Below are 22835 nucleotides of genomic sequence, written 5' to 3' on the forward strand. Positions count from 1 at the left end.
TCCTTGGCGGCATCGGACGAGCGCTGCGCCAGCGTGCGCACCTCGGATGCCACCACGGCGAAGCCCTTCCCCGCCTCGCCCGCACGGGCCGCTTCCACCGCGGCGTTGAGGGCAAGAAGGTTCGTCTGGAAGGCGATGTCGTCGATGACCGACGTGATGTCGGAGATCTTCTGGCTCGCCTGCTCGATGCGGGTCATCGCCTCGACGGCCTGCGTCACGATCGAGCCGCCGTTCTCGGCGACCTTCATCGCCTCCTCGGCAAGGTCGACGGCCTGCCGCGAGGACTGCGCGGAGGCCTTCACCGATGCGGCGAGTTCCTCCGTGGTGGCGGCCGTCTGCTCCAGCGAGGACGCCTGCTCCTCGGTGCGGCGGGACAGGTCGTCGGCGCCCGCGTTGATCTCGCGGGCGGCCCCGGCCACGTCGACGGCGGTCGTCTGGATCGTCGACACCGTCTCGGAAAGGCGCTCCACCGTGGTGTTGATGCTGTCGGCGAGCGTGCCGAGCGAGCCCTCGAAGCGGGTGGCCACCGTCTTCGTCAGGTCCCCGGACGAGACGGCCTGCATGACGGCCGCGCACTCCGAAACGGCGGCCTCCACCAGTCCGGCAAGGCTGTTGAGACCCGTCGCGATGTCGTGCACGAAGCCCTGCTTGCCCTCCAGGGTGAGCCGGCGGGAGAAGTCGCCGTGCTTGGCGGCGTCCACGACGGCCGCAACCTCCGTCTGGCCGGAGATGTCCGCGGTCACGTCACGCCAGAGCAGCGTATGGCCGATCCGGGTCCCGTCCTCCGCATGGATGTAGGTCATGTCGACGAGCAGCACGAGGCCGTCGACCTCGTAGCGCACCTTGCGGACCTTGCCGTCGTCGTGGATCAGCTTGCGCGACAGCGCGGGATTGGCGCGGTAGTAGTCGAGGTGCTGCCCCGTCATCTTCTCGACCGCGAAGTCGTGGCGACAGGCGCGGAACGCCGGTTCGAGGCGCATCAGCAGGTTGCACAGCTTCTCGCTGATGAAGACGATCCGCTCCTCGGGATCGGTGATCATCAGCAGCGTGTCGGACGCGTTCATTGCGTGCACCGTCAGCTGGTTGTCCCGTCCGAGGCTGCTGATGTGCTCGACGGCCCGCGCCACGTCGCCGATCTCGTCGCCACGCTGCCGGCCCGGGATGGCGATCTCTCCGCCGTCCTTGATGCGCAGGATGCTGCGCGCGAGGTCGGCCACGGGCTGCACGAACTGGCGGCGGAACCACGCATAGGCCCCCGCCATGATCAGGAGCATGAGGCCGGCGAGGCCGGCCAGAAGGCGGTTCGTGGCCTCGCGTCCGGCCTGGGCTTCCTGCTCGACCGTCGCCGCCACTTCCTCGATCCGGTCGCCGGCCGTGTCCATGGCCTTTTCCAGTTCGCCGAAACGCTCCTCGAAGCGTGTCAGGCCTTGCTCGGCCGCCGCGCGATCCGCGTAGGCGAGGTCGACGAGCCGGGTCGCCTCGGCGATGTAGGCGTCGAGCGGCGGGCGGAGCTTGGCCACGACAGCCTTCACCTCGGCATCGCGAGCCTCGGCCTCGATCGAAGCGATGACGCGGCGGAAGGCCTCCGCGTTCTTGGCGGTACCCTCACGGTCTGCGTTCTTCTGGTCCGAGGACCGGGCCGCATTGTAGAGCGCCGCATACACGTCTCCCCGCAGGGCGTCGTGGTACATGTCACCCAGCGTGTGCTGCCGCAGGACCGCCGCGCTGGAGCGCAGATCGTCGAGCGCAGAGCCCAGCCGTGCCGACCGATCGAAGACGATGCCCCCTGCGCCCGCCACGAGAAGTCCCGCGACGCCGAAGGCGAGGGCGATCTTGGCGTTGATCGAGGTGAGGCGGGGCAGGACTGGCATGGATGGGACCTTTGGAACGACTGCGCACGCGTCGGCCGCGGGCGCCTTTTCAAGTGGATGCAGAGGACGACCGGACCGCCCCCATCTGCATAATTCATAGGCACGCGGAACTAAGGCCGGCTTAAGCGGCGCGGTGACTGAAACCTGAACACAACCTGAGATTGCATCCTTCTCCGACCCACGAACGGAAACGGGCGCCCCTGAAGGAGCGCCCGTTCCTGATCGTCCGCCAGGGTGTCGCCGGGATCGCCAGCGTCTCAGAACTCTTCCCAGCCTCCGGCCACCTTCGCCGCCGGCCGGGCGGCTGCGGGGCGCGGCCGTGGCGCAGGAGCCTTGAACGCATCCGCGGCGAGCTTGCGCAACCGGTCCGGCTCGTTGATCGCCGGCGCGGGTTCCCGCCTGGCGACGGCCGGGGCACGCAGGGTCGCGTGCGACGTCCGGAAAGCGGTGACCAGATCGTTGAGCTTCTGGATCTGGCTGGTGAGCGACGCCGCGGAAGCCGCGCTTTCCTCGGCGAGCGCCGCGTTCTGCTGGGTCATCTCGTCCATGTGGGCGACGGCCTGGCTCATCTCGTCGATGCCGTTGGCCTGCTCGCTCGAGGCCGCCGAGATTTCGCTCACCGTCCCCGCCACCTTCTGCGAGGCCTCGACGATCCGGCCGAGCGCATCCCCCGCGGAGCGCACCAGCTTGACGCCCTGGGCGACCTCTGTCGTCGACGTGTTGATCAGCGCCGTGATGTCCTTGGCGGCGTCGGACGAACGCTGGGCGAGCGTGCGCACCTCGCTGGCGACCACCGCGAAGCCCTTGCCGGCCTCGCCGGCGCGGGCGGCCTCGACGGCGGCGTTGAGGGCGAGCAGGTTCGTCTGGAAGGCGATGTCGTCGATGACCGACGTGATGTCGGTGATCTTCTGGCTCGCCTGCTCGATCCGGGTCATGGCATCCACGGCCTGCGTCACGATCGTCCCGCCGTCGGCGGCGACCGTCATCGCCTCCTCGGCGAGTTCCACCGCCTGCCGGGACGACTGCGCCGAGGCCTTCACCGAGGCGGCGAGTTCCTCCGTGGTGGCGGCGGTCTCCTCCAGCGAGGAGGCCTGCTCCTCGGTGCGGCGGGAGAGATCGTCGGCGCCGGCGTTGATCTCGCGGGCCGAGTGAGCGACCTCGACGGTCGTGGCCTGGATAGTGGCAACCGTTTCGGCGAGGCGGGCGACCGTCTCGTTCACGGCTTCCTTGAGTTCTCCGAACCGGCCCGGATAAGGCGCCGTGATCTGGCGCGTCAGGTCGCCCTCGGCGAGCCCGCCGAGCACGCGCAGGACGTCGGCGGTGGCACCGTCGACGGCCGCGTTGACCTCGCTCAGGCCCTCGACGAGCACGCCGAGGCGCCCCAGGTCGGCGCCCGCGGCCGGGCGGGCGGAGAAATCGCCGGCCTTGGCGGCGCTGACGAGGGCGCCGACCGTCTCGATGATGCGTGCTTCCGTCTCGGCGCGCGCATCGCGCACCTTGGCTCCCAGCGCCTGCTGCTCGATCTCCGCGGCCATCTGCGCCTCGAGCGCCTGCTCGGCGGAGCGCGTGGCCGCGTCGCCGGCCGCGAAGGCCGACACGATGCGCTGGCTGAGGAAGACGAGGGCGCCGGCCTCGACGAGAAGGATGACCGCGTGCAGGACGACCCGCATCAGGTCGGCGCCCTGCGGGAACACGGCGAGCGGATAGAGGAAGTTGAGCGTCAGGTGATGAACGGCCACGAAGGCCGTCGCGAGAACCAGCGAGATCGGGCAGCACCAGACCGCGGCGACCGCGAGGCCGGCGAAGAAGGCCATGTGCATGTCGATCTGGAGGTGAGTTCCCTCGGCGGCGAAGACGAGAAGCGCCACCTGCAGGGCCAGCGCGACGGTCGAGGACCAGCGCGTCACCTCGCCGGTCGGCTGGGCCCGCCATGCCAGCGTCGGCACGAGAGCCGCCGCGACGGCGAAGCCCGTGATCACCCACGGCATCCGATGCCCGAGCGACACGGCCGCCACAGCCGTGAGGATGGCGACCAGCCAGAGCAGCCCGATGAAGGGGCCGGCGAAGCTGCCGCGAAGTTTCTCCAGACTGCTCGTCATGACATGTCCTGCCTTGCCTTGCCCTGCTGCCCTGGCCAGCACGCGGCGACCGCCGCGCCGTCCAGCACGATCCAGTAGCCCTTCGCCCGCAGGCGACCGATGAAGCCTTCGTCGCCGGGCATGGCGATGGTGACCCTTCGGCCCGGCGCCTGCATCACGGTGCCGCCGGCCTCGCCGATCGCGGCGATCCTCTCCGGCTCGCTGTCCGCCAGACCCACCACTGCAACCGGTTGCATGGCCCGCGGCGAGGCGGCGAGAGCCGCCGGGACGAGAGCCAGCAAGAGAGTCGCCGCCACGGCACCCGCCAGCGGGCCGCGACGGGTGGAGGCTTCGGAGAAGGCCGTATCGGACGAAGGGGATGCGGAACGCATGCGAGAACCGTAACGCTACAGTTCACGCTCTTAACGGACAGACGTTACATTTTTCCTATTCGGTTGACCCGCTACAGCAGCGCGCTCTGTCTCCGCCCGGACAGGACGAAGGCCCCCGCCACGGCTGCGACCGTCAGGACCAGCAGGATCGTCGAAAGTGCGGAAGCGATGCCGTACTCGCCGTCGAGAACGGCGAGATAGATGCGCACGGGCATCGTCATGGTGCGGCCGACATAGAGGACCAGGGACGACGAGAGCTCGTTCATCGCCGTCACGAGGCTCATGAGCGCTCCGGCGAGGATGCCCGGCGCGATGAGAGGCACCGTCGTCTTCAGGAAGGCGCGGGCCGGCGTGTAGCCGAGGCTGATCGCAGCCTCCTCGAGGCTGGGGCTGAGCTGCTTCAGCGAGGCGGCGACGGAACGCGCGGCGTAGGGCAGGCGCCGGATGAACACGGCGAGGATGATGATGAGCCCGGTGCCCGTGATCTCGAGCGGCGGCCCGTTGAAGCGCGTCAGCAGCGCGATGCCCATGACGATGCCGGGCACGATGTAGGGCACCATCAGGATGCCGTCGAGCGCGACGGTCGCCGGGCCGGGGCGCCGGGTGATCAGGTAACCGACCAGCGTTCCCACGACGACGATGGCCGCCACCGACGCGGCGGAGAACAGGATGGTGTTCCAGATCGGCGCGGAGACCGTGGCGATGATCTTCTCGTAGCTTTGCAGCCCGAATCCCGGCTGGAACACCGGGCCGCTGGTGCGCCGGAACGAGAACAGCACGGCGACGATAGACGGCGTCGCGCCCGCCAGAACGATGGCGTAGGCGGCGACGTGCATCAGCATCCCGCGCACCCCCCTCGCCTCCTGCACGAACGGCGTCTTCAGCAGGTTGCCGGAGAACACGTCCCGCGCGACGAGGCGGCGTTGCACCAGCACCACGATCATCGAGATGACGATCAGCGCGATCGACAGCGTCGAGGCCATCCCCGGATTGCCGCCCATCTCGCTGCCGAAGAGGTTGAAGGCCTCCGTGGCCAGCACGTTGAAGTCGCGACCGATGAGGCGCGGCGTGCCGAAGTCGGCGATCGACAGCACGAAGGTGAGGAGCGCGGAGGCGGCAACCGACGGCAGGATCAGGGGCAGGGTCACCGTGAACAGGCGGCGGGTCGGCGACACGCCGAGGCTCTCGGCCGCCTCCTCCACCGAGCGGTTCACGGACCCCAGCGCCGTCGACGTCATGAGGTAGACGTGCGGGAAGAACTTGAGGGCGAAGACCAGCACGACGCCCATCGCGCCGTAGATGGGCGGCATGGCGATGCCGATCGAGAGCAGCGCCTGGCGGACGACGCCGTTGGCGCCGAACAGCACGATCCAGGCGTAGGCACCGATGAAGGGCGGCGAAACCAGCGCGACGATGGCCAGCGTCTGGATGACCATCTTGCCGCGGATGCGGAAGCGGGTGGTGAGGAAGGCCAGCGACACGCCGAGGATCAGCGCCCCGGTCATCCCGCCGAAGCCGGCGATCAGCGTGTTGACGAGGGCCCTGCGGTAGGACCGGGTGGTGACGAGGTCGACATAGTTGACGAGCGACCACGCGCCCGTCTCGTTGTCGCGCGCGCTCGCGGCGATCACGGACGCCAGCGGCCAGACGAGCAGGACGCCGACGATCGCCCAGGCGAGGACGAGGACGAGGAACCAGACGTCGAAGCGCCGGCGCACCATCGTGCCGGATCTCACGGGGCGGGCTCCATCGGGCAAAGGTCGCCCTGCGCGTCGAAGGCGATGATGCGGCCATAGGGCAGCACGACCCTGATCTCGCGCCCCTCGGCCGCCAGCGTCGCGCTGTCAGGCTCGGCAACCTGGGCCACCATCGCGCCGGCCGGCGTGTCCACGGTGTACTGCGCCTCGCGGCCGAGGAACGTCACCTTGCGCACCGTGCCTTGCAGCGCGATCCCGTCGTCGGCAGGGTCCACGAGCGTGCAGAGCCGGACGTTCTCGGGACGGATCGCGATCTCCACGGGCGGCCGCGCGGCGTTGGCGAGCGGCAGCGGCGTCGGGCCGACGTGCAGGCGGCCCTCCACCGCGCGCAGCGGAAGGAAGTTCATGGTGCCGACGAAGGAGGCAGCGAAGCGGCGGCGAGGGGTCCGGTAGATCTCGACCGGCGAACTCACCTGCTCGCTCCGTCCGCCGCTCATCACGCAGATGCGGTCGGAGATGGCGAGCGCCTCCTCCTGGTCGTGCGTGACATAGACGGTGGTGATGCCGAGACGCCGCTGCATGTCGCGAATGTCCTCGCGCAGCTCGAGGCGCAACTTGGCGTCGAGATTCGACAGCGGCTCGTCCATGAGGAGCAGCTTGGGCCGGATGGCCATCGCCCGCGCGAGGCCCACGCGCTGCTGCTGGCCGCCGGAGAGTTCCGCGGGATAGCGCGCGTCGTAGCCTTCGAGACGAACCGTCGCGAGGGACTCGGCGACCCGCTCGGCGATGGTGGCCTTGGGCAGACGGCGGGCCCTGAGGCCGAACGCGACGTTGTCGGCGACGGTCAGGTGAGGAAAGAGCGCATAGTCCTGGAACACCATCCCGATGTCGCGCTCGTGGGCGGGGCGGATGTCGAGCCGGTCGCCGTCGAGTTCGATCTCGCCGCGGTCCTGCGGCTGAAAGCCGGCGATGATCCGAAGCAGCGTGGTCTTTCCGCAGCCCGACGGGCCCAGCAGGGTGAAGAACTCTCCCGACGCGATCGACAGGTCGATGCCCTGCAACACCTTCACCGCGCCGAAGCTCTTCTCGACGCGCCTGATTTCCAGTCTCGACAACCCGACAACCCCTCCCCGGGCCCGCGGCCAGCGCAGGCGTGCTCCCCGCCACAGATGACAGCTTTACAACCTTTGTGACAATGCCCGATGCTCCGCGGCGGTACAGCAAGAAACAGAGGAAGCGTCCCATGCTCCGACCCATCGCCACCGCCACCGTGCTCGCCGCGGCGCTGGTCACCTCCGCCGTTGCGCAGGAGAAGCGAGTCTCCGTCTACACGGCCCACAACACGACCATCGTGGAGCTGCTGCAGCCGCGCTTCGAGAAGGAGACGGGGATCAAGATCGACCTGGTGAAGGCCGGGTCCGGCGACATCATCAAGCGCGTGCGCGCGGAGGCCGGCTCCCCCAAGGCCGACGTCATCTGGAGCATCGGTGCCGAATCGCTGGAGGACAACAAGGACCTGCTCGCGGCCTACACGCCGAAGGAGAGCGCTGCCCTGCTGCCCGCCTACAAGGCGAGCGCCGAGTGGCTGCCCTACACGGGCATCATGGCCGTCTTCGCGGTCAACACGAAGCAGTTGAAGCCGGCGGACTATCCCAAGACGTGGAAGGACCTCGCCGACGCCAAGTGGAAGGGCAAGGTCTCGTCGGCCCGCGCCGACACGTCCGGCTCTGCCTTCCAGCAACTCGGGACCGTCCTCATCGGCTACGGCGACAAGGGCTGGGATGTCTACAAGGGCATCCTCGGCAACTTCGCGCTCTCCGACAGCTCGGGAGCGGTGGTCCGCTTCGTCAACGACGGCGAGGCCCTGGTCGGCATCACGCTGGAGGACAACGCGCTCGAATACGTCCGCAACGGCGGCAACGTCGCGATCGTCTATCCGGAGGACGGAACCTCGACGGTGGCCGACGGCATCGCCCTGGTGAAGGGCGGCCCGAACCCGGACAACGGCAAGGTCTTCCTCGACTGGCTGCTGTCGAAGCCCGTGCAGGAGCTGCTCGTCGAGAAGATCGGCCGCCGCTCGGTGCGCAGCGACGTACCCGCCACCGGCCTCAAGCCGATCGGCGAGATCAAGTTCGTGAACTACGACCTCAAGACCGTCGCGCAGAACCGCAACGCCTGGATCGCGCAGTGGAAGAAGGCGCTGGCGGACCGCTGAGGTGCGCATCGAGGCCTTCTCGCTTGGCAAGGACCCCAGGGCCCGGCACGCGAACGAGGACCGTTTCGTCCTCCTTCCGGGCCGGGCCTATGCGGTGATCGACGGCGCCACCGACCGGCTCGGCACGCGCTACGATGGGATGCTGTCGGGCCAGTACGCCGCCGTGACCGTTCAGGCGGCACTTGAACGACTGCTCACAAGTGCCGATGCCGTCATCGATGACGAGGCCTTCATCGTCGAGGGTGCGACGCGGGCCATCGCCGACGCGTACCGGCGCCACGGGACTCTCGAGCTGGCGCGGCGCGACCCGAACCACCGGTTCTCGGCCACCCTCGCCTACGTGGCGACGGCGGGCGACACGGTGAAGGTCGTCCTCGTCGGCGACAGCGGCGTGCGCCTCAACGGCCGCGACATCCTGCAGGAGGAGAAGGACCTCGACGTCATCACATCCGTGCTGCGGCAGCAGGCCTGGGGGCCGATCAGTGCCGCGACCGCCGACCCGCTGGACCGGGAGCGGCTGTCCCGGCTGATCGCCTTCAACGGATCAAGGCTCGATCCGGCGCGGGTCCGACCCTGGCTGGACGACGCCGCGCTCTCCGCCATCGAGGCGGCGGCGATGGCGGCGAACCGGGCCCGGCTGCCGCACGTGCCGGAAGCCGACATCGCCCGGCTGGTGCAGGGCGGCATCGTCCATGCTCAGGGCGGCTACCAGAACGACGCGACCTCCGTCCTCGGGTACTCGTGCCTCGACGGGTTCGACGTGCCGATGTCGCTGGTAAGGGTCAAGACGTTCAGCCGCGCCGCGGTCCAGACCATCGAACTGTTCAGCGACGGCTACTTCCGGCCCGGCGACGGTTTCGGCGTCCCGGCCTGGGAGGCCGCCTTCGAGGCAGTGGAGCGCGAGGACCGGGAGAAGATCCGCCTCCACCTCTCTCCCAAGGGGTCGACGGACGAGGCCCTGGCCGACGACCGGACCTACGTCGGCGTCGACCTGCGCGACCCCGCTCAGGCCGGATAGGGGTAGGCGCCGGCGGCCTCGTGCCAGAGCCTGCCGCCGAGCACGACGGCTTCCGACACGAAGCGGCGGTCGCCGTCCATCGTCTCGCCGGTGGCGTCGACGTAACGGAAATTCCCCTCCCGCAGGCTCAGGATCGTGGCATCTCCTGCCGCGCCGGTGCGGAACGTGCCGAGGTCGGTGCGCCGCAGGGCCTGCGCCGGCGTCGCCGTGACGCTCTCGATGACGGCAGGCAGGCTCATGCCCATGCACAGGAACTTCGACATCGTGGTCGCAAGGTCGAAGGCGGGCCCGTCGATGCACAACTGGTGGACGTCGGAGGAGATCGTGTCCGGCGGGAAGCCGTTCGCCAGCATGACGCGAGCCGTGCGGAAGGCGAGCGATCCCATGCCGTGGCCGATGTCGAAGATGACGCCGCGCTCGCGCGCCTCCAGCACTGCGCGCTTCACGGTGCCCTGGGCCGTGCAGGGCGTGTTCGGGAAGGGCCGGAACGCGTGGGTGAGGATGTCGCCGGGGCGCAGGCGGTCGAGCACCTCCTCGTAGGAGGGAGGGGGGTGATCGATGTGGACCATCAGCGGCAGGCCCACCTCGCCCGCCGTCTGGAGCGCGATGTCCACCGGGCCGATCCCCTGGTCGCCGGAGGAGTTGCGCCCGACCCGCACCTTGATGCCGACGACGAGGTCGCGGTTGGCATCGGCCACGGCGGCAGCCTCCGCCGGCGCCATCAGCCGCGTGTCCTCGCTCTCGCCCACCCTCACCGTGGAGGAAAAGCCGAAGATGCCCGCGAACGACACGTGGAGATAGGCGAGGATGCGAGCCTGCGACCGCTCGATGACGTGCTTGCGGAAACCGGGCCAGTTGCCCGGACCCGCGCTGCCGGTGTCGACGCTCGTCGTGACACCCGACATGCGGCCATAGTCGTCCGCGTCCACGCCGAGCGACGTGCCGCCCCAGTAGACATGGGTGTGGAGGTCGATCAGGCCGGGGCAGACGATCCGGCCCGCAGCCTCGACGACCTGCGTGCCGGGCCCGACCGGCAGCCCCCTCCCGACGGCCGCGACCTTGCCGCCGCGGAAAGCGACGTCGGACGGCCCATCGAGATTTTGCGACGGATCGATGACGCGGCCGTTGCGAATGACGAGATCGTAGTCCACGGCGCTCCCCCCAGCCCGCTGCGTCGGTCGCGCAGCCCACGCCGGAGACTGACGGCTTGGGCGTCGAGCGTCCAGCACGGCGGGTGCATCCTTGCCCTGCTCCGCAAGCCGGGATCGGGGGTTCCGCAGACGCCAAGATGGCCTCTGCCAAACGCAACGTCGCCCTAGGACTGTCGTCATCACTTGACACAACAAACGTCAAGTCGTCGGGCTATTTCGAAACAAATTACACAGAAGACGCCCGTCCAATGAGTCCCGGATAGGTTTCATCAACATGTGGCGGAGCAAATAGCGTGCAATTTCACTTACCGGACCTGTGATCCGGGAGTGTCAGGGGAGCACGCAGATGTTCGGATTTGGTGGATCGGGTTCGGGATCCGTCGACGCCAAGGGGCTGGCCGCGGCCATCGACAAGTCCCAGGCCGTGATCGAATTCGGGATGGACGGCACCATCCTCACGGCCAATGCCAATTTCCTGGCGACGATGGGGTACGCGCTGGAGGAGATCCGCGGCAAGCACCACAGCCTCTTCGTCGATCCGCAGTTTGCCCAGAGCACCGAGTACCGCCAGTTCTGGGACAAGCTGCGCCGCGGCGAGTTCGAGGTGGCGCAGTACCGCCGGATCCGCAAGAACGGCGACGGCGTGTGGCTTCAGGCCAGCTACAACCCGGTCTTCGACTCGAAGGGCCGGCCCTACAAGGTCGTGAAGTTCGCGACCGACATCACGGCGCAGAAGATGGTGCTGGCCGACCTCAACGGGCAGATCGAGGCGATCAACAAGTCCCAGGCCGTCATCAGTTTCAACCTCGATGGCACCATCCTCGATGCCAACGAGAACTTCCTGCGCACCCTCGGCTACACGCTGACGGAGGTGAAGGGCCAGCACCACAGCATGTTCGTGGATCCCGCCGAGCGGGGCACGCCGGAATACCGCGCGTTCTGGGACAAGCTGCGCCGCGGCGAATACGACGCCCGGCAGTACCGGCGCCTCGGCAAGGGCGGCCGCGAGGTCTGGATCCAGGCCAGCTACAACCCGATTCTCAATCCCGAGGGCCAGCCCTACAAGGTCGTGAAGTTCGCCACCGACATCACCGAGCAGGTCCGCAAGGTCCGCATCGAGGAGGTGGTGCGCCAGATCACGAACGTCGTCGACGCCGCCAAGGCGAAGGACCTGACGAAGCGCGTCGTGGCGGACGAGAATGCCAGCGAAGACGTCAAGGTGCTGAGCCAGGGCGTCAACGAGCTCATCGGGACCCTCGTCGACATCGTCACCGCCGTCCGCGACGCCTCGCAGGAGACGCAGACGGCCTCGAGCGAGATCACCGAGGGCAGCCAGAACCTCGCGTCGCGCACCGAGCAGCAGGCCTCCGCCCTCGAGGAGACGGCGGCGACCACCGAGCAGCTGGCGGCGTCGGTCAAAACAAGCGCCCAGGCCTCCCGTCAGGCCGTCGCCTTCGCCGAGGAGGCACGGTCGGTGGCCGAGGAAGGCGGCAAGATCGTCGGCAACGCGGTCGACGCCATGACCAGGATCGAGCAGGCCTCGACCAAGATCACAGAGATCACCTCGGTCATCGAGGAGATCGCCTTCCAAACGAACCTGCTCGCGCTCAATGCGGCGGTCGAGGCGGCACGCGCCGGCGATGCCGGCAAGGGCTTCGCCGTCGTCGCAGCGGAGGTGCGTACGCTGGCGCAGCGCTCGTCCGAGGCGGCCAAGGACATCGGCGGGCTGATCTCGTCCTCCACCGTCGAGATCGGCCAGGGCGTCAAGCTGGTGCGGGACGCCGGCACGACGCTGGTGCGCATCGTCGACGCGTCGACGAAGGTCGCCGCGACGGTCAACGAGATCTCCGCCGCAGCCGCCGAGCAGGCCAACGGCATCGACGAGATGAGCCAGGCCGTCGCTCACATGGACGAGATGACCCAGCAGAACGCGGCGCTGGCCGAGCAGAGCTCGGCCTCCGCCCTCGCGCTCTCCCAGCAGATCGACGCGCTGTCGCGCATGGTCAACCAGTTCGACACCGGCCATCGCGACCAGGCACCGGCGCTGACGCTGCAGCCGGCCACGCCGTCGCGCCTGCGGGAACTCGCGCAGTCCGCGTTCAAGAAGCCGATGGGAGCCAAGTCGAAGGTTGCGGCCGGCGGCTCGCGCGCGCCGGTGAAGAAGGCCGTCGGCGGCGGCTCTGCCGGGCGCTGGGACGAGTTCTAGGCCGCAATCGCTCGCGACGATCACGAAGGGAGGGCACCGGCCCTCCCTTTTTTCGTTCAGGCGACGATCAGGTCCACCGATACGTCCGAGACCTGGAAGTCGACCAGGAAGTCCTGGCTGCTGTTCTCGGTGCGGCCATAGGGGTTGTCGTAGGTGAAGTCGTCCATGACCGCGCGGAAGACGAGCGACAGCGTGCCGTCCGACAATGCTGCCGCGTCCATGATCGCATCGAGCATCGCGGCGTCGAGGTCGGCCGTGTAGCTGCCCGTTCCGGCGGCGATATTGTCGATGGTGCCGACGAGAACGCCCTGCCCGTAGTCGCCGAGCTCGACGATTCCGTTGCCGGCGAACGCATAGACGTCGATCGTTCCGTAGAGCGCCGATCCCACCGTGCTCGAGAAGGCGAGCTTCGCGGCGAGATTGTCGACGGTGACCGATGCTCCGGTGACCACGCCGCCAGCGTCGTAGCCGGCGAGCTTCACCTCGACCTGCCCGACCGACGTCGTGTTGGAATGGTAGTTGTAGTCGAACGAGTAGTTGTAGCCGGATGCGGCCATGTCGACGTGGGCGTAGCTCTGGTCGACCGAGAGGCCCGGCCCGGCGACAAGCGTCGCCCCGACGTCCTGGAAGGTGTCCGACCAGAACGTGCCGCCGCTGTAGGAGACACCGTAGGACCCGTCAGCGTAGTCGATGGCGCTGAAGGACGCTCCCGTGAAGGCCGAAAGCCCGAGCGGCGTGCCGGACGGCGGCGGGGGCTCAGGCGGCGGGGGCTCAGGCGGCGGCGGCTCAGGCGGCGGGACGGCTTCGGCGGTTCCGTCGATCGTGACCGTCACCGTGGTCCGCGTGCCGTCCAGGGCGAACACGTCGAAGCTCTCGCTCACGGACTGGCCAGGCTGGAGTTCATCGAACGCCGAGTTCGCCTCGAACGTCCAGAGGCCGTTCGCATCCACGGAGAAGGTGCCGATCTGCCCCTGCGTCCCGTTCTGCACCTGGAAGGCCGCAATCCCGTCGATGTCCGTGATGGTGAGGTCGCCCGTCAGCGTCAGCGGCGCGTCCGTCTCGTCGGCACGGACGTTCGCGGACGACAGGATGGCAGCGTCGTTCACGCCCTCGATTGTCAGGCTCGCAAGGCCCGTGTCGGTGAATCCCGCCGAGTTCTGGGCGGTGTAGGTGAAGGAGCGGAGCAGCGTCGCACCGCCTGCGAGACCGTCGAAGGCGGAGCTGTTGGGGTCGATGCCCGCCAGTCCGTTGCCGAGATAGACGATGTTCACGCTCGATCCTGGCGCAATGCCGTCTATCGTGGCGATCACGTCGCCGATTGCGGCAACCGTCCCGGCCTTGTTGAGAAGAGACACCGTCGTCGAGGACGCCAGCGTGGCATCGTTACCGAGCAGGTTGATGACGAGGCTCTGTTCGCTGCCCTTGGCCGCGTCGTCGCGCGCAACCACCCCGCGGGTCGAGAAGGTCTGCCCGGCGAACGAGACGGTCTCCACGTTGCGCAGCGTATCGACGCCGCTAGCGCTCGTAACCACGAGGTTGCCGCTCGAGAAGGAGAACTTGACCTGGTCGATCGTCTCGCTGAACACGGCGAGGTCGTTGCCGGTGCCGCCGTCGAGAAAGTCGTTGCCTGCTCCGCCGTTCAGGGTGTCGGCCCCGCCGCCGCCTCGCAGCGTGTCGTTTCCGGCGTTCCCGTAGAGCCACTCGGCCACGTTCTCGTCACGCCGTGCCGAGACGCCGAAGCCCTGGATGACGTCGTCGAGCGAACCGCCGTTAAGTATAAGTTGTACACCGTCACCGTTAACGGTGTTCACGTTACTCTTGGTCGTCGTGCGCTTGGCCATAGGACCGCCAGTGAATCGAACTCTACACGCCTCGGTTCGACTTGAACCTTCATATCAACCTGTGGTCAACGTCCGATAATGGACGGGGCCGTAGTCCGTAACGTTGGACCAAGGTCTGATGACAGCGGGTGGCCTGTCGCGTTCGAGCGGAAGGTTCTCCTCGCGAGACCGCACCCCGCACGACAGGAGCCGCCCCGGATCCGGCCGCCGTCCTTGATTTTCCACGCGATCCGGCGATGGTCGCAGGGGTGCTCCGGTTGCACCCCCCGGAGGAGCCGATTGCCCCTTGGTCTGACAATGCCCTCTTCACCGCAGCCCCCGCGCCCCCTGTTCGGCCGTGGTGCGGCTTCGTTGTCGCACCGTGCCGCGACGTCCGGAGCCCGCGGAGCGGCTCTGGCGACGGTCATCGTCCTCATGCTCGCGACGCCCGCGGCGGCGCAGTTGAAGGCTGCGTCGTGTGATTCGCTTGCCAGCCGCGAGAACGCGATCGCCGCCGACGTCGCCGACAGCGCTCAGGAGCTGGAACTCCTGCGGCTCGTCCTGCGCCGGCCGACGCCGATCCAGAGCGCCTACGACCTCCTCGTGCGACGCCGCGTCCTGCTGATCCAGACGCCGGCAAACCTCGAGGAGAGGCGTCGCCTCGCCGCGCAGCGGGTGAAGCTCGGCTGCCCCGGCGTCTACAAGGGCGACGTCGACGTGCAGGCGCGGGAGATCCGCGAGTTGCGCGAAGTGGTGAAGCGCGCGCAGAAGAGCAACGACCGCGCCATCGCGCAGCTGGAGAACCAGCTGAAGCTCAGCGTCGGTGGGCAGGTGTCGCTCAATCTCGAGTAGGAGGAGCGCCTTGCCGGTGCAGGACCACGACCGCTCTGCCGGCGTGCAGGAGGCCTACGACCGTTGGTCCCGGACCTACGACGCGACCGACAACCCGATGGTCCACGCCGCGACCCAGATCATCGCACCGCTCGCGGCGGATGCCGGGAGCCTTCGCGTCCTCGAGGTGGGGTGCGGGACCGGGCGCAACCTCGCGGCCTTCGTCGCCGCCGGCGCCGCCTTCGTGGCGGGCTGCGACCTGTCGCAGGGGATGCTGGCCGCGGCCCGTTCGCGGCACGCCGGCCTCCTGCTTGTTGCCGCGGACGCCACGACCGCCCTTCCCTTCGCAGACGGTGCCGCCGACCTCGCGCTGTTCAGCCTCGTGCTGGAGCATGTCGAGGATCTTCGACCGGTGGTCGCCGAGGCCGCGCGGGTCCTGCGTCCCGGCGGACGTCTCGTCATTGTCGAGATTCATCCCGAACTCGCCGGTGCGGGCGTGGGGGCCCATTTTCGCGACGGGGCCGCTCTCGTCACGATGCCGACCTACCCGCACCGCATCGAGCATTTCGATGCGGCCGCGACCGCCGCTGGCCTGGAGCCCGTGCTGCGGCGGGACTGGCGGCCGGTCGACTTCCGGCCGCCGCATCCGAAGATGGCGAAGCGCGATCCCCTGATGCCTTTCACGCTCGAGCTGGTCTACCGGCGGCCTTGACGGTCCGTCGGTCGCAGCGTCACTGCGTCAGCGTCGGGGCGCGGACACGGCTCGCGATCGCATCCGCGAGCTTGGTGACGAGGTTTGCGTTGCCCTCGGTGAGGGTTCCGCCCTGGATGAAGCCCGGCCACAGCTTCACCTGCTTCCAGCCGTCGGCGACGCCGTCACGATCGTTCGAGTTCAGGTCCGGGTTGCCGAAGAAGACCAGCATCTTGCGCGCCTGGTCGATGACGGCGGAGTTGTCCCACTTCGCCCGGAGCGTATCGTACGTCCTCGGCATCTTGGTCGCCGCGGGATAGCTCGGGTTCTTCAGGCTCAGCGAGTAGCTGGGCTTGTGCGCCGCCGCGTCCGTCCACACCGCAATGAGCGGGTACACGGCCTGCAGCGCCTTCGTGCTGCCCGCCGGAACGTCACCCACCTTTGCCCAGGCCGAATCCATCGCCTCGTTGACACATTCGAGGCCCGCCTCGGGCAGATCGCCGCCGCCCCAGGCCGTCTCGGGATTGACGTAGTTCTGGAAGTCCGCGCGCTGCGCCGGGAGGTTGAAGAACGACGACCACTTCATCGGCGGCTGGTCGCCTACGTACTTCCAGTAGTCCGGGTTCGACGACCGGAGGTTGATGTAGGCGGTGCCCGAGCTCGTCGCGTAATAGAAGCTCGTGTTGGCGCCCGAGAGGTACGTCCCGCCGTAGTCCCGGTAGTAGATCGCCCGCACACGCATGGCGTCGAAGGCGGGGATGCCGCGCTTCACGAGTTCGTCGTTGAGGTTCCTTTCGAGGTTGAGCGCATTGGTCTTCACCGCGTTGAGGGTCGGCGTCATCGAGCCGGTGGCGTCGATGCACATCACGATGTCCAGCTGGCGGATGTCCGGACGCGCGATGGCCGCGGTGGCCTTGGCCGCGGCCATCAGCGCTGTGGCACCGAGGAGACCTCCGAACCGCGCGGGAACCGCGAGCTCGACGTCGCCCGTGACCTTGGACAGGTCGTTCGTCATGGAGAACTCGCTGCGGCGGATCATCGAGAGCTGCTCGGTCGACAGCTGTGCCTCGAAGTACCTCTTGGCGATGGCGGCCCGGTTGGCGTCAGCGTCATTGAGGCGCGCGGCGGCGAGGACCGCCGTGTCCACGGCGGCCTGCACCTGCGTTTCCGTCCGGGCCTTGTTGCCGTAGTCGGCACCCATGCCGACCATGAAGACGACGGGGATAGAGAGCAGGGCGAAGGCGGGCGCAAGGGCCCCCTTGTCGTCCCCTTTCAGGCGCGAGCACGCGGTGAGAAGCACATGGCGAAGCGTCATGGACGGAAACCCCCAGCAGGTTTCGTCCAGCGTTACAAACGCGCACTAAGGTCACTTGAAGCGGCGCAACTCGACTTAATTCGTTCAGACGTTAAGTCGCATTCACCAACAGCGATCTGACGGCCGAACGTCCATCCGCGGGATTGCCGCGTGCGAGCCGCCGTGTCCGCGGTTCAGCCGGAATTGCGCAGGCCGGCGGCGATGCCGTTGATCGAGATGAGGATCCCCTGCTGCGCGCGCGGATCCACCTGCCCGGCCCGCCAGCGGCGCAGAAGTTCCACCTGCAGGTGGTTCAGCGGCGCGATGTAGGCAAAACGGTGGGCGATGGAGCGCGCGAGCGCCGGGCTGTCTGCGAGCCGCCGGTCCTCCCCCGTCAGGTCGCGGAAAGCGGCCACCGTGCGGTCCCACTCCGCCTCGATGCGCTCGAAGATCGTGCGCGACAGAGCATGGTCCGGCACGAGGCCGGCATAGCGACGCGCCATGGCGAGGTCCGCCTTGGCGAGGACCATGTCCATATTGGACAGCAGCGTCCGGAAGAAGGGCCATTCCTGCGCCATTCGCCGCAGGCGTGCCTGTCCCTCCTCGCCGTGGGCCGCGACGTAGGCCTCCACGGCCGAGCCGAAGCCGAACCAGCCCGGCAGCGTGACGCGGCTCTGGCCCCAGGAGAACCCCCAGGGGATCGCACGCAGGTCCTCGATCCGGCGGGTCGCCTTCCGCGAGGCCGGCCGCGACCCGATGTTGAGCTCCGCGATCTCGGCGATGGGCGTGGCGGCGAAGAAATAGTCGACGAAGCCCGGCGTGCCGTACACGAGCGCCCGGTAGGCGGCCATGCTCGCCTGCGAGAGCTCCTCGGCGGCCTCCAGGAAGTCCTCGGGAGGCGGCGCCTGCGACGACAGGAGCGTCGTCTCCAGCGTCGCCGCCATGATCGTCTCGAGGTTGCGCCGGCCGATGTCGGGGTTGCTGTACTTGGCGGCGATGACCTCGCCCTGCTCCGTCAGGCGGATCTGCCCCTTCACCGTGCCGGGAGGCTGCGCGAGGATCGCCTGGTAGCTCGGCCCGCCGCCGCGCCCCACCGTGCCGCCGCGGCCGTGGAAGAGACGCAGGGTAAGGCCGGGCTTGGCCTCGAACAGCCGCGCAAGCGCCGTGGACGCCCGGTAGAGCTCCCAGTTCGACGTGAAGTAGCCGCCATCCTTGTTGCTGTCCGAGTAGCCGAGCATGACGTCCTGCTCGGCGCCCGACGCGCGCACCAGCGCCTCGATGCCGGGCAGGTCATAGAAGGCGCGCATGATGCCGGCGGCCGCCCGCAGGTCCTCGATGGTCTCGAACAGCGGGACGACGATGAGGTCGGCCGTGGCCCGCGAGGCCTCCGACGGGGCCAGCGTTCCGCGCAGCAGCCCCGCCTCCTTCTGGAGGACGAGCACCTCCAGGAGGTCGCTCACCGTCTCGGTGTGGCTGATGATGTAGTGGCGGATGGCGTTGGGGCCGTACGTCTCGCGCAGCTCGCGCGCCGCCTCGAAGATGGCCAGCTCGCCCTGCGTCTGGTCGGTGTAGGTCGCGTTGCGCACGCGCAGACCCCGCGGGTCCTGAAGCACCTGGAGCAGGAGGGCCTGCTTCTCGTTCTCGGGCAACTGGGCGTAGGCCGGCGCGATGCGCGCCGTGGCGAGCAGTTCGGCGACCACCGCCTCGTGCTTGTCCGAGTTCTGCCGCAGGTCGGTGGTGGCAAGGTGGAAGCCGAACACCTCGACCGCCCGCAGAAGCGGCCCGAGGCGCGGGGCGATCAGCGGCTCTCCGTGGTTGCGGCGCAACGAGTCCTCGACTACGCGCAGGTCGCGCAGGAACGCGTCGGCGCCGGCATAGGGCTTGCCCGGCGACACGGCGTGGCGCAGGGCCTCCGTGCCGGTGAGGGCCTTCAGCGTGCCGGCAAGGCGGGCATACATGCCGATGAGCGCGCGGCGATAGGGCTCGTCACCGCGGTGGGGATTCTCGTCGTGCGAGGCGGCCGCGAGCGCCTCGAGGTCCGGCGTGCAGGCGACGAGCGTACGCGACATCGAGAGGTCGGCACCGAGTTCGTGCACCTCCGTCAGATAGTAGCGCAGTGCCGTCTCGGCCTGCCGCCGCAGCGCGGCGCGCAAGGTTTCGGCGTTGACGTTGGGGTTCCCGTCGCGGTCGCCGCCGATCCAGTTGCCCATGCGCAGGAAGGTCGGCACCCGCCGCCCGAGCTTCTCCTCGAGCTCGGCGTAGAGCCGCGGGATCTCGCGCAGAAAGGTCGAGCGGTAGTAGCCCAGCACGTTCTCGATCTCGTCGAGCACAGTGAGCTTGGCGAAACGCAGCACGCGGGTCTGCCAGAGCTGGGCCACCCGGGCGCGCAGCAGTACCTCGTTGGCAGCGAGGTCGCGCCGGTTGCGCAGGGTCTCGCGGGCCGCGAGCAGGTCGGTCACGGCGCGCTGCGCATCGAGGATGCTCTTGCGCTGCACCTCGGTCGGATGGGCCGTGAGCACCGGCGAGATATAGGCCGAGGACAGCACCCGCATGACCCGGTCGGGCCCGATGCCGGCGTCGCGCAGCACCGCGAAACTGCCCTCCAGCGAGCCCGGTCCGGCCGCCTCCTCGTCCGTCTGCGCCTCCAGCCGCCGCACCTGGTCCCGATCCTCGGCGAGGTTGGCGAGATGCGAGAAGAAGCTGAAGGCCCGGATGACGGACAACGTCTCGGTGGGGCTCAGCCGGGTCAGCAGCTTGTCGAGGTCATCCCCCGCCTTCGCGTCGGCCTTGCGCTGGAACGCGACGCTGAGGCGCCGGATCGCCTCGATCAACTCGTAGGTCGCCTCCCCCTCCTGCTCGCGGATCGTGTCGCCGAGGATCTGCCCCAGCAGCCGCGTGTCGCCGACGAGGCCTTCGCGATGGTCCATCTTAGACATGCCTGCCGCTCCCCCTGCTCCGCTTCACGAGGCGCGCCGTTGATGACGCTTGCGGGCGACGCCGCTTTCGGCCGCAGCACCCGAAAGCGCCTATCCGGGCTCGCCGCAGGCGCGACGACCACCGGCGCACGAACTCGCGCTCCCGCTCTACTAGAACGATTTGCAAGGGCCATACCAGACGAGCTCGGTCCGGGAGACTGCCTTTTCTCGCGCTGATTTCCGCGGATCGGTTTTCGTCCCCCGGTCAATGATGCCGCACAGCAGCGGGCAACCGTCGAAGGTCGCCACGGGTCGGCGCAATCGGAGGCCGCTGCCTCGCGACAGCTTTCTGCCCGCCCCATCGTATCGGGGGAGCGCGCAGGCATGGCTCCACCGGGGAGCGGCGAAGGCCACCGATCCGAGGAGCCAAGACAGACGCGGGTCGGCGAACTGGCGAGAAAACCTGGTCTGAGCGCCGCGCAGGCAGATTGGGCCGGGACTGGCCTCGATGGATCAGAACTTGTAGCTCACGCCCGCCCGGACCGTGTGAAAATACGGTTCCTGCTGCAGCTCCAGCGCCACGGGGATTGGGCTGTAGTTGAAGCTTCCGTACTGCGTGAACCGGTACTCAAGACGGGCCGTGACGTTCGGGGAGAAGGCCTGCTCGATGCCCGCGCCGATCGTGTAGCCAGTCGCGACCTGCGTGTTCTTTGCCACGTACGTTCCCGGTGCAAAGATGAAGCCGAGCGGGTCGCTCACGGCGTAGGTGTTCTGGAAGTTGGCGAGGGCCAGACCGCCCGTCACGTAGAGCAGCGTCGTGTTGAGGGCGTAGCCGACCCGGGCGCGCAGCGACGACTGCCAGTTCGCGCTCGTCTTCCCGCTGACGCTCATCCCGCTCCCGAACGCCGTGTCCGTCAGTGTCTTGTTGCCGTCGTAGCCGACTCCTTCGAAATCGACCTCCAGACCGATCACGGCTGGTCCCGACTGGAAATTGTACCCCGCGTGGGCGCCGGCAACGAAGCCGTTCACGTCATACTTCGTGAGACCGAACGTGGGGACAGCCAACGTGAAGATGTCGGCGGTCGTCTCGTCCTCGCCCCAGGAATAGCCGGCCTGGACACCGACATAGAAGCCGGACCAGCTGTGCACTGGAACGGGGCGGAAAAGGTCAGGAGTAGCAGCGGGACGAGCCCCGAAAAGATCGGCCGCGGTGGCCCCTCCGGTCCCCAGCGTGCCAGCGGTCATTGCAGCGACAACCCAGACGAGACGACGCATCATTAACCCCACCCATTCCCCAATTAAAGAAAGCTAGCAGACCTAAACTGCGCTGTCTCCAGCCCGATTCGTTCAAAGTCAACGAATTTCTGCAACGCCGACGAAGCTGGGGACCCTTTGCTGGAAGATGTTAGCTAGACCTGTACAGTGCGCGCCGTCTCAGGATCTGCAGTCGGACGGGATTAAGTGCCTGCCGCCCTCGTCTCTTGCTGACGCACGGACACTACTTCCACGCTACGTTCCCCGCATGACGACGGATGCCTTCGCGTTCTCGGCTGGAGGACAACCGGGACGGGATCCGACCCGTCTTTAGTCAAAGTTCATGAGATTTCGGCTCAATGGTTCTGGGCCAGCCTCACAGACCACAGCCATGGACCGCGCGCCGACCGTCAGCTTCGTCATCCCCGTCTTCAACGAGGAGGCCATCCTTCCGCTCCTGTTCGAGCGGATGGACGCATTGCTCGCGAGGGTTGAGGGACCTTGCGAAGTGATCCTCGTCGACGACGGGAGCCGTGACCGCACAGCCGACATGGCCGCAGCGAAGGCGGCTGGCGATCCGCGGTACCGCTCCATCGGTCTGTCGCGGAATTTCGGGCACCAGATCGCCATCACGGCGGGGATGAGGGCCGCCCGGGGTGCCGCCGTGATCGTCATGGATGCTGACCTGCAGGATCCTCCCGAGGTCTGCCTGGACATGATCGCGCGGTGGCGCGAGGGCTACGACGTAGTCTACGCGCAGCGCGTGAAGCGAGACGGGGAAACACGGCTCAAGTTGTGGACGGCCGATCTGTTCTACCGGCTGATCCGCCGGCTGACGGCGGTCGACATACCCAAGAACGTCGGCGACTTCCGTCTTGTCGACCGGCGCGTGGTCGACGCGTTCAATGCCATGCCCGAGCGCGACCGGTTCGTCCGCGGCATGTTCAGCTGGATGGGCTTTCGTCAGACTTCAGTGCCCTTCGAACGGCCGCCGAGGGCTGCAGGCGAGACGAAGTACAGTTGGTCAAAGATGGTGCGCCTCGCCTTCGATGGCGTCATCGGCTTCTCCGACGCTCCGCTCCGGCTGGCGCTCTGGACAGGCGCGCTCGTCTCGGTGGGCGCCGTCTGCTACGGGCTGTATGTGCTGTGGCTCGCGCTGTTTCATACCGACCTCGTCCAGGGCTGGGCGTCGACGATCGTGATCCTGTCACTGCTGTCCGGGATGAACCTGATGATGCTGGGTGTCGTCGGGCTCTATGTCGGCCGCATCCACGCCGAGGTGAAACAAAGGCCGTTGTACCTCGTGGCACGGGATACGGGCGACGGATCACCGTCGCCCTCGATGGCCTCTCGTGCAGTCGACCACGGATGACGATGGACCGCACGTCCTCGACATCCTCCC

General features: G+C 68.1%; 16 protein-coding genes. 6 read left to right on the forward strand and 10 right to left on the reverse strand.

Going from position 1 to position 22835, the window contains the following annotated elements; genetic code table 11:
- From ACX9GQ_RS24005 to ACX9GQ_RS24025, 5 genes are all read right to left on the reverse strand, one after another.
- Window positions 1-1871, reverse strand: a 1871-nt coding sequence (locus tag ACX9GQ_RS24005) for a methyl-accepting chemotaxis protein (RefSeq protein WP_459632144.1), incomplete at its 3' end; no start/stop codon positions are given.
- Window positions 1872-2128: 257 nt separating this feature from the next.
- Window positions 2129-3970 carry a methyl-accepting chemotaxis protein gene (locus ACX9GQ_RS24010; protein ID WP_459632145.1) on the reverse strand — a complete coding sequence of 614 codons (1842 nt, stop codon included), beginning with the start codon at window positions 3968-3970 and terminating at the stop codon, window positions 2129-2131.
- Window positions 3967-4341: a hypothetical protein gene (locus tag ACX9GQ_RS24015; protein WP_459632146.1), complete on the reverse strand. Its 375-nt coding sequence runs from the start codon at window positions 4339-4341 to the stop codon at window positions 3967-3969. Before ACX9GQ_RS24015 ends, ACX9GQ_RS24010 begins: the two co-directional genes overlap by 4 nt.
- A 71-nt stretch (window positions 4342-4412) precedes the next feature.
- Window positions 4413-6077, reverse strand: a complete 1665-nt coding sequence (locus tag ACX9GQ_RS24020; RefSeq protein WP_459632147.1) for an ABC transporter permease — start codon at window positions 6075-6077, stop codon at window positions 4413-4415.
- Window positions 6074-7153: an ABC transporter ATP-binding protein gene (locus ACX9GQ_RS24025; RefSeq protein WP_459632148.1), complete on the reverse strand. Its 1080-nt coding sequence runs from the start codon at window positions 7151-7153 to the stop codon at window positions 6074-6076. Before ACX9GQ_RS24025 ends, ACX9GQ_RS24020 begins: the two co-directional genes overlap by 4 nt.
- 128 nt (window positions 7154-7281) lie before the next feature.
- On the opposite strand from ACX9GQ_RS24025, the gene ACX9GQ_RS24030 reads away from it, so the two are divergent.
- Together ACX9GQ_RS24030 and ACX9GQ_RS24035 are read left to right on the forward strand one after the other, a co-directional pair.
- Window positions 7282-8253: an extracellular solute-binding protein gene (locus ACX9GQ_RS24030; RefSeq protein WP_459632149.1), complete on the forward strand. Its 972-nt coding sequence runs from the start codon at window positions 7282-7284 to the stop codon at window positions 8251-8253.
- A gap of 1 nt (window position 8254) precedes the next feature.
- Window positions 8255-9271, forward strand: a complete 1017-nt coding sequence (locus ACX9GQ_RS24035; protein ID WP_459632150.1) for a hypothetical protein — start codon at window positions 8255-8257, stop codon at window positions 9269-9271.
- Here ACX9GQ_RS24035 and ACX9GQ_RS24040 read toward each other — a convergent pair.
- The gene (locus ACX9GQ_RS24040; RefSeq protein ID WP_459632151.1) at window positions 9259-10422 is read right to left on the reverse strand and encodes an amidohydrolase/deacetylase family metallohydrolase; all 1164 of its coding nucleotides are present in this window, start codon (window positions 10420-10422) and stop codon (window positions 9259-9261) included. The genes ACX9GQ_RS24035 and ACX9GQ_RS24040 overlap by 13 nt on opposite strands.
- Window positions 10423-10768: 346 nt before the next feature.
- On the opposite strand from ACX9GQ_RS24040, the gene ACX9GQ_RS24045 reads away from it, so the two are divergent.
- Entirely contained in the window at window positions 10769-12628 is a 1860-nt protein-coding gene (locus ACX9GQ_RS24045) for a methyl-accepting chemotaxis protein (protein WP_459632152.1), read from the forward strand.
- A 56-nt stretch (window positions 12629-12684) separates the two neighbouring features.
- On the opposite strand, the gene ACX9GQ_RS24050 is transcribed toward ACX9GQ_RS24045, so the two are convergent.
- The gene (locus tag ACX9GQ_RS24050; protein WP_459632153.1) at window positions 12685-14439 is read right to left on the reverse strand and encodes a VCBS domain-containing protein; all 1755 of its coding nucleotides are present in this window, start codon (window positions 14437-14439) and stop codon (window positions 12685-12687) included.
- A 381-nt stretch (window positions 14440-14820) separates the two neighbouring features.
- On the opposite strand from ACX9GQ_RS24050, the gene ACX9GQ_RS24055 reads away from it, so the two are divergent.
- Both ACX9GQ_RS24055 and ACX9GQ_RS24060 read left to right on the forward strand, forming a co-directional pair.
- Entirely contained in the window at window positions 14821-15300 is a 480-nt protein-coding gene (locus tag ACX9GQ_RS24055; RefSeq protein ID WP_459632154.1) for a hypothetical protein, read from the forward strand.
- 16 nt (window positions 15301-15316) lie between these two features.
- Window positions 15317-15991 (forward strand): class I SAM-dependent methyltransferase, encoded by a 675-nt coding sequence (locus ACX9GQ_RS24060; RefSeq protein WP_459632168.1) that lies wholly within the window; start codon window positions 15317-15319, stop codon window positions 15989-15991.
- A 19-nt stretch (window positions 15992-16010) separates the two neighbouring features.
- Here ACX9GQ_RS24060 and ACX9GQ_RS24065 read toward each other — a convergent pair whose 3' ends face one another.
- From ACX9GQ_RS24065 to ACX9GQ_RS24075, 3 genes are all read right to left on the reverse strand, one after another.
- A complete protein-coding gene (locus ACX9GQ_RS24065; RefSeq protein ID WP_459632155.1) occupies window positions 16011-17285 on the reverse strand; it encodes a TadE/TadG family type IV pilus assembly protein in 1275 nt (424 codons plus the stop codon).
- A 173-nt stretch (window positions 17286-17458) separates the two neighbouring features.
- The gene (gene ppc / locus ACX9GQ_RS24070; RefSeq protein WP_459632156.1) at window positions 17459-20200 is read right to left on the reverse strand and encodes a phosphoenolpyruvate carboxylase; all 2742 of its coding nucleotides are present in this window, start codon (window positions 20198-20200) and stop codon (window positions 17459-17461) included.
- Window positions 20201-20692: 492 nt separating this feature from the next.
- Entirely contained in the window at window positions 20693-21328 is a 636-nt protein-coding gene (locus ACX9GQ_RS24075; protein WP_459632157.1) for an outer membrane protein, read from the reverse strand.
- Window positions 21329-21824: 496 nt separating this feature from the next.
- Between ACX9GQ_RS24075 and ACX9GQ_RS24080 the strand changes: the two genes are divergently transcribed.
- Window positions 21825-22805 carry a glycosyltransferase family 2 protein gene (locus ACX9GQ_RS24080; protein ID WP_459632158.1) on the forward strand — a complete coding sequence of 327 codons (981 nt, stop codon included), beginning with the start codon at window positions 21825-21827 and terminating at the stop codon, window positions 22803-22805.
- Window positions 22806-22835: the final 30 nt, after the last annotated feature.

Source organism: Alsobacter sp. R-9 (assembly GCF_054612375.1).

Coding starts and splice junctions, on each gene's coding strand:
- ACX9GQ_RS24010 (WP_459632145.1), bottom strand. CDS start 3,970: ATGACGAGCAGTCTGGAGAAACTTCGCGGCAGCTTCGCCGGCCCCTTC.
- ACX9GQ_RS24015 (WP_459632146.1), bottom strand. CDS start 4,341: ATGCGTTCCGCATCCCCTTCGTCCGATACGGCCTTCTCCGAAGCCTCC.
- ACX9GQ_RS24030 (WP_459632149.1), top strand. CDS start 7,282: ATGCTCCGACCCATCGCCACCGCCACCGTGCTCGCCGCGGCGCTGGTC.
- ACX9GQ_RS24045 (WP_459632152.1), top strand. CDS start 10,769: ATGTTCGGATTTGGTGGATCGGGTTCGGGATCCGTCGACGCCAAGGGG.
- ACX9GQ_RS24065 (WP_459632155.1), bottom strand. CDS start 17,285: ATGACGCTTCGCCATGTGCTTCTCACCGCGTGCTCGCGCCTGAAAGGG.
- ppc (WP_459632156.1), bottom strand. CDS start 20,200: ATGTCTAAGATGGACCATCGCGAAGGCCTCGTCGGCGACACGCGGCTG.
- ACX9GQ_RS24080 (WP_459632158.1), top strand. CDS start 21,825: ATGGACCGCGCGCCGACCGTCAGCTTCGTCATCCCCGTCTTCAACGAG.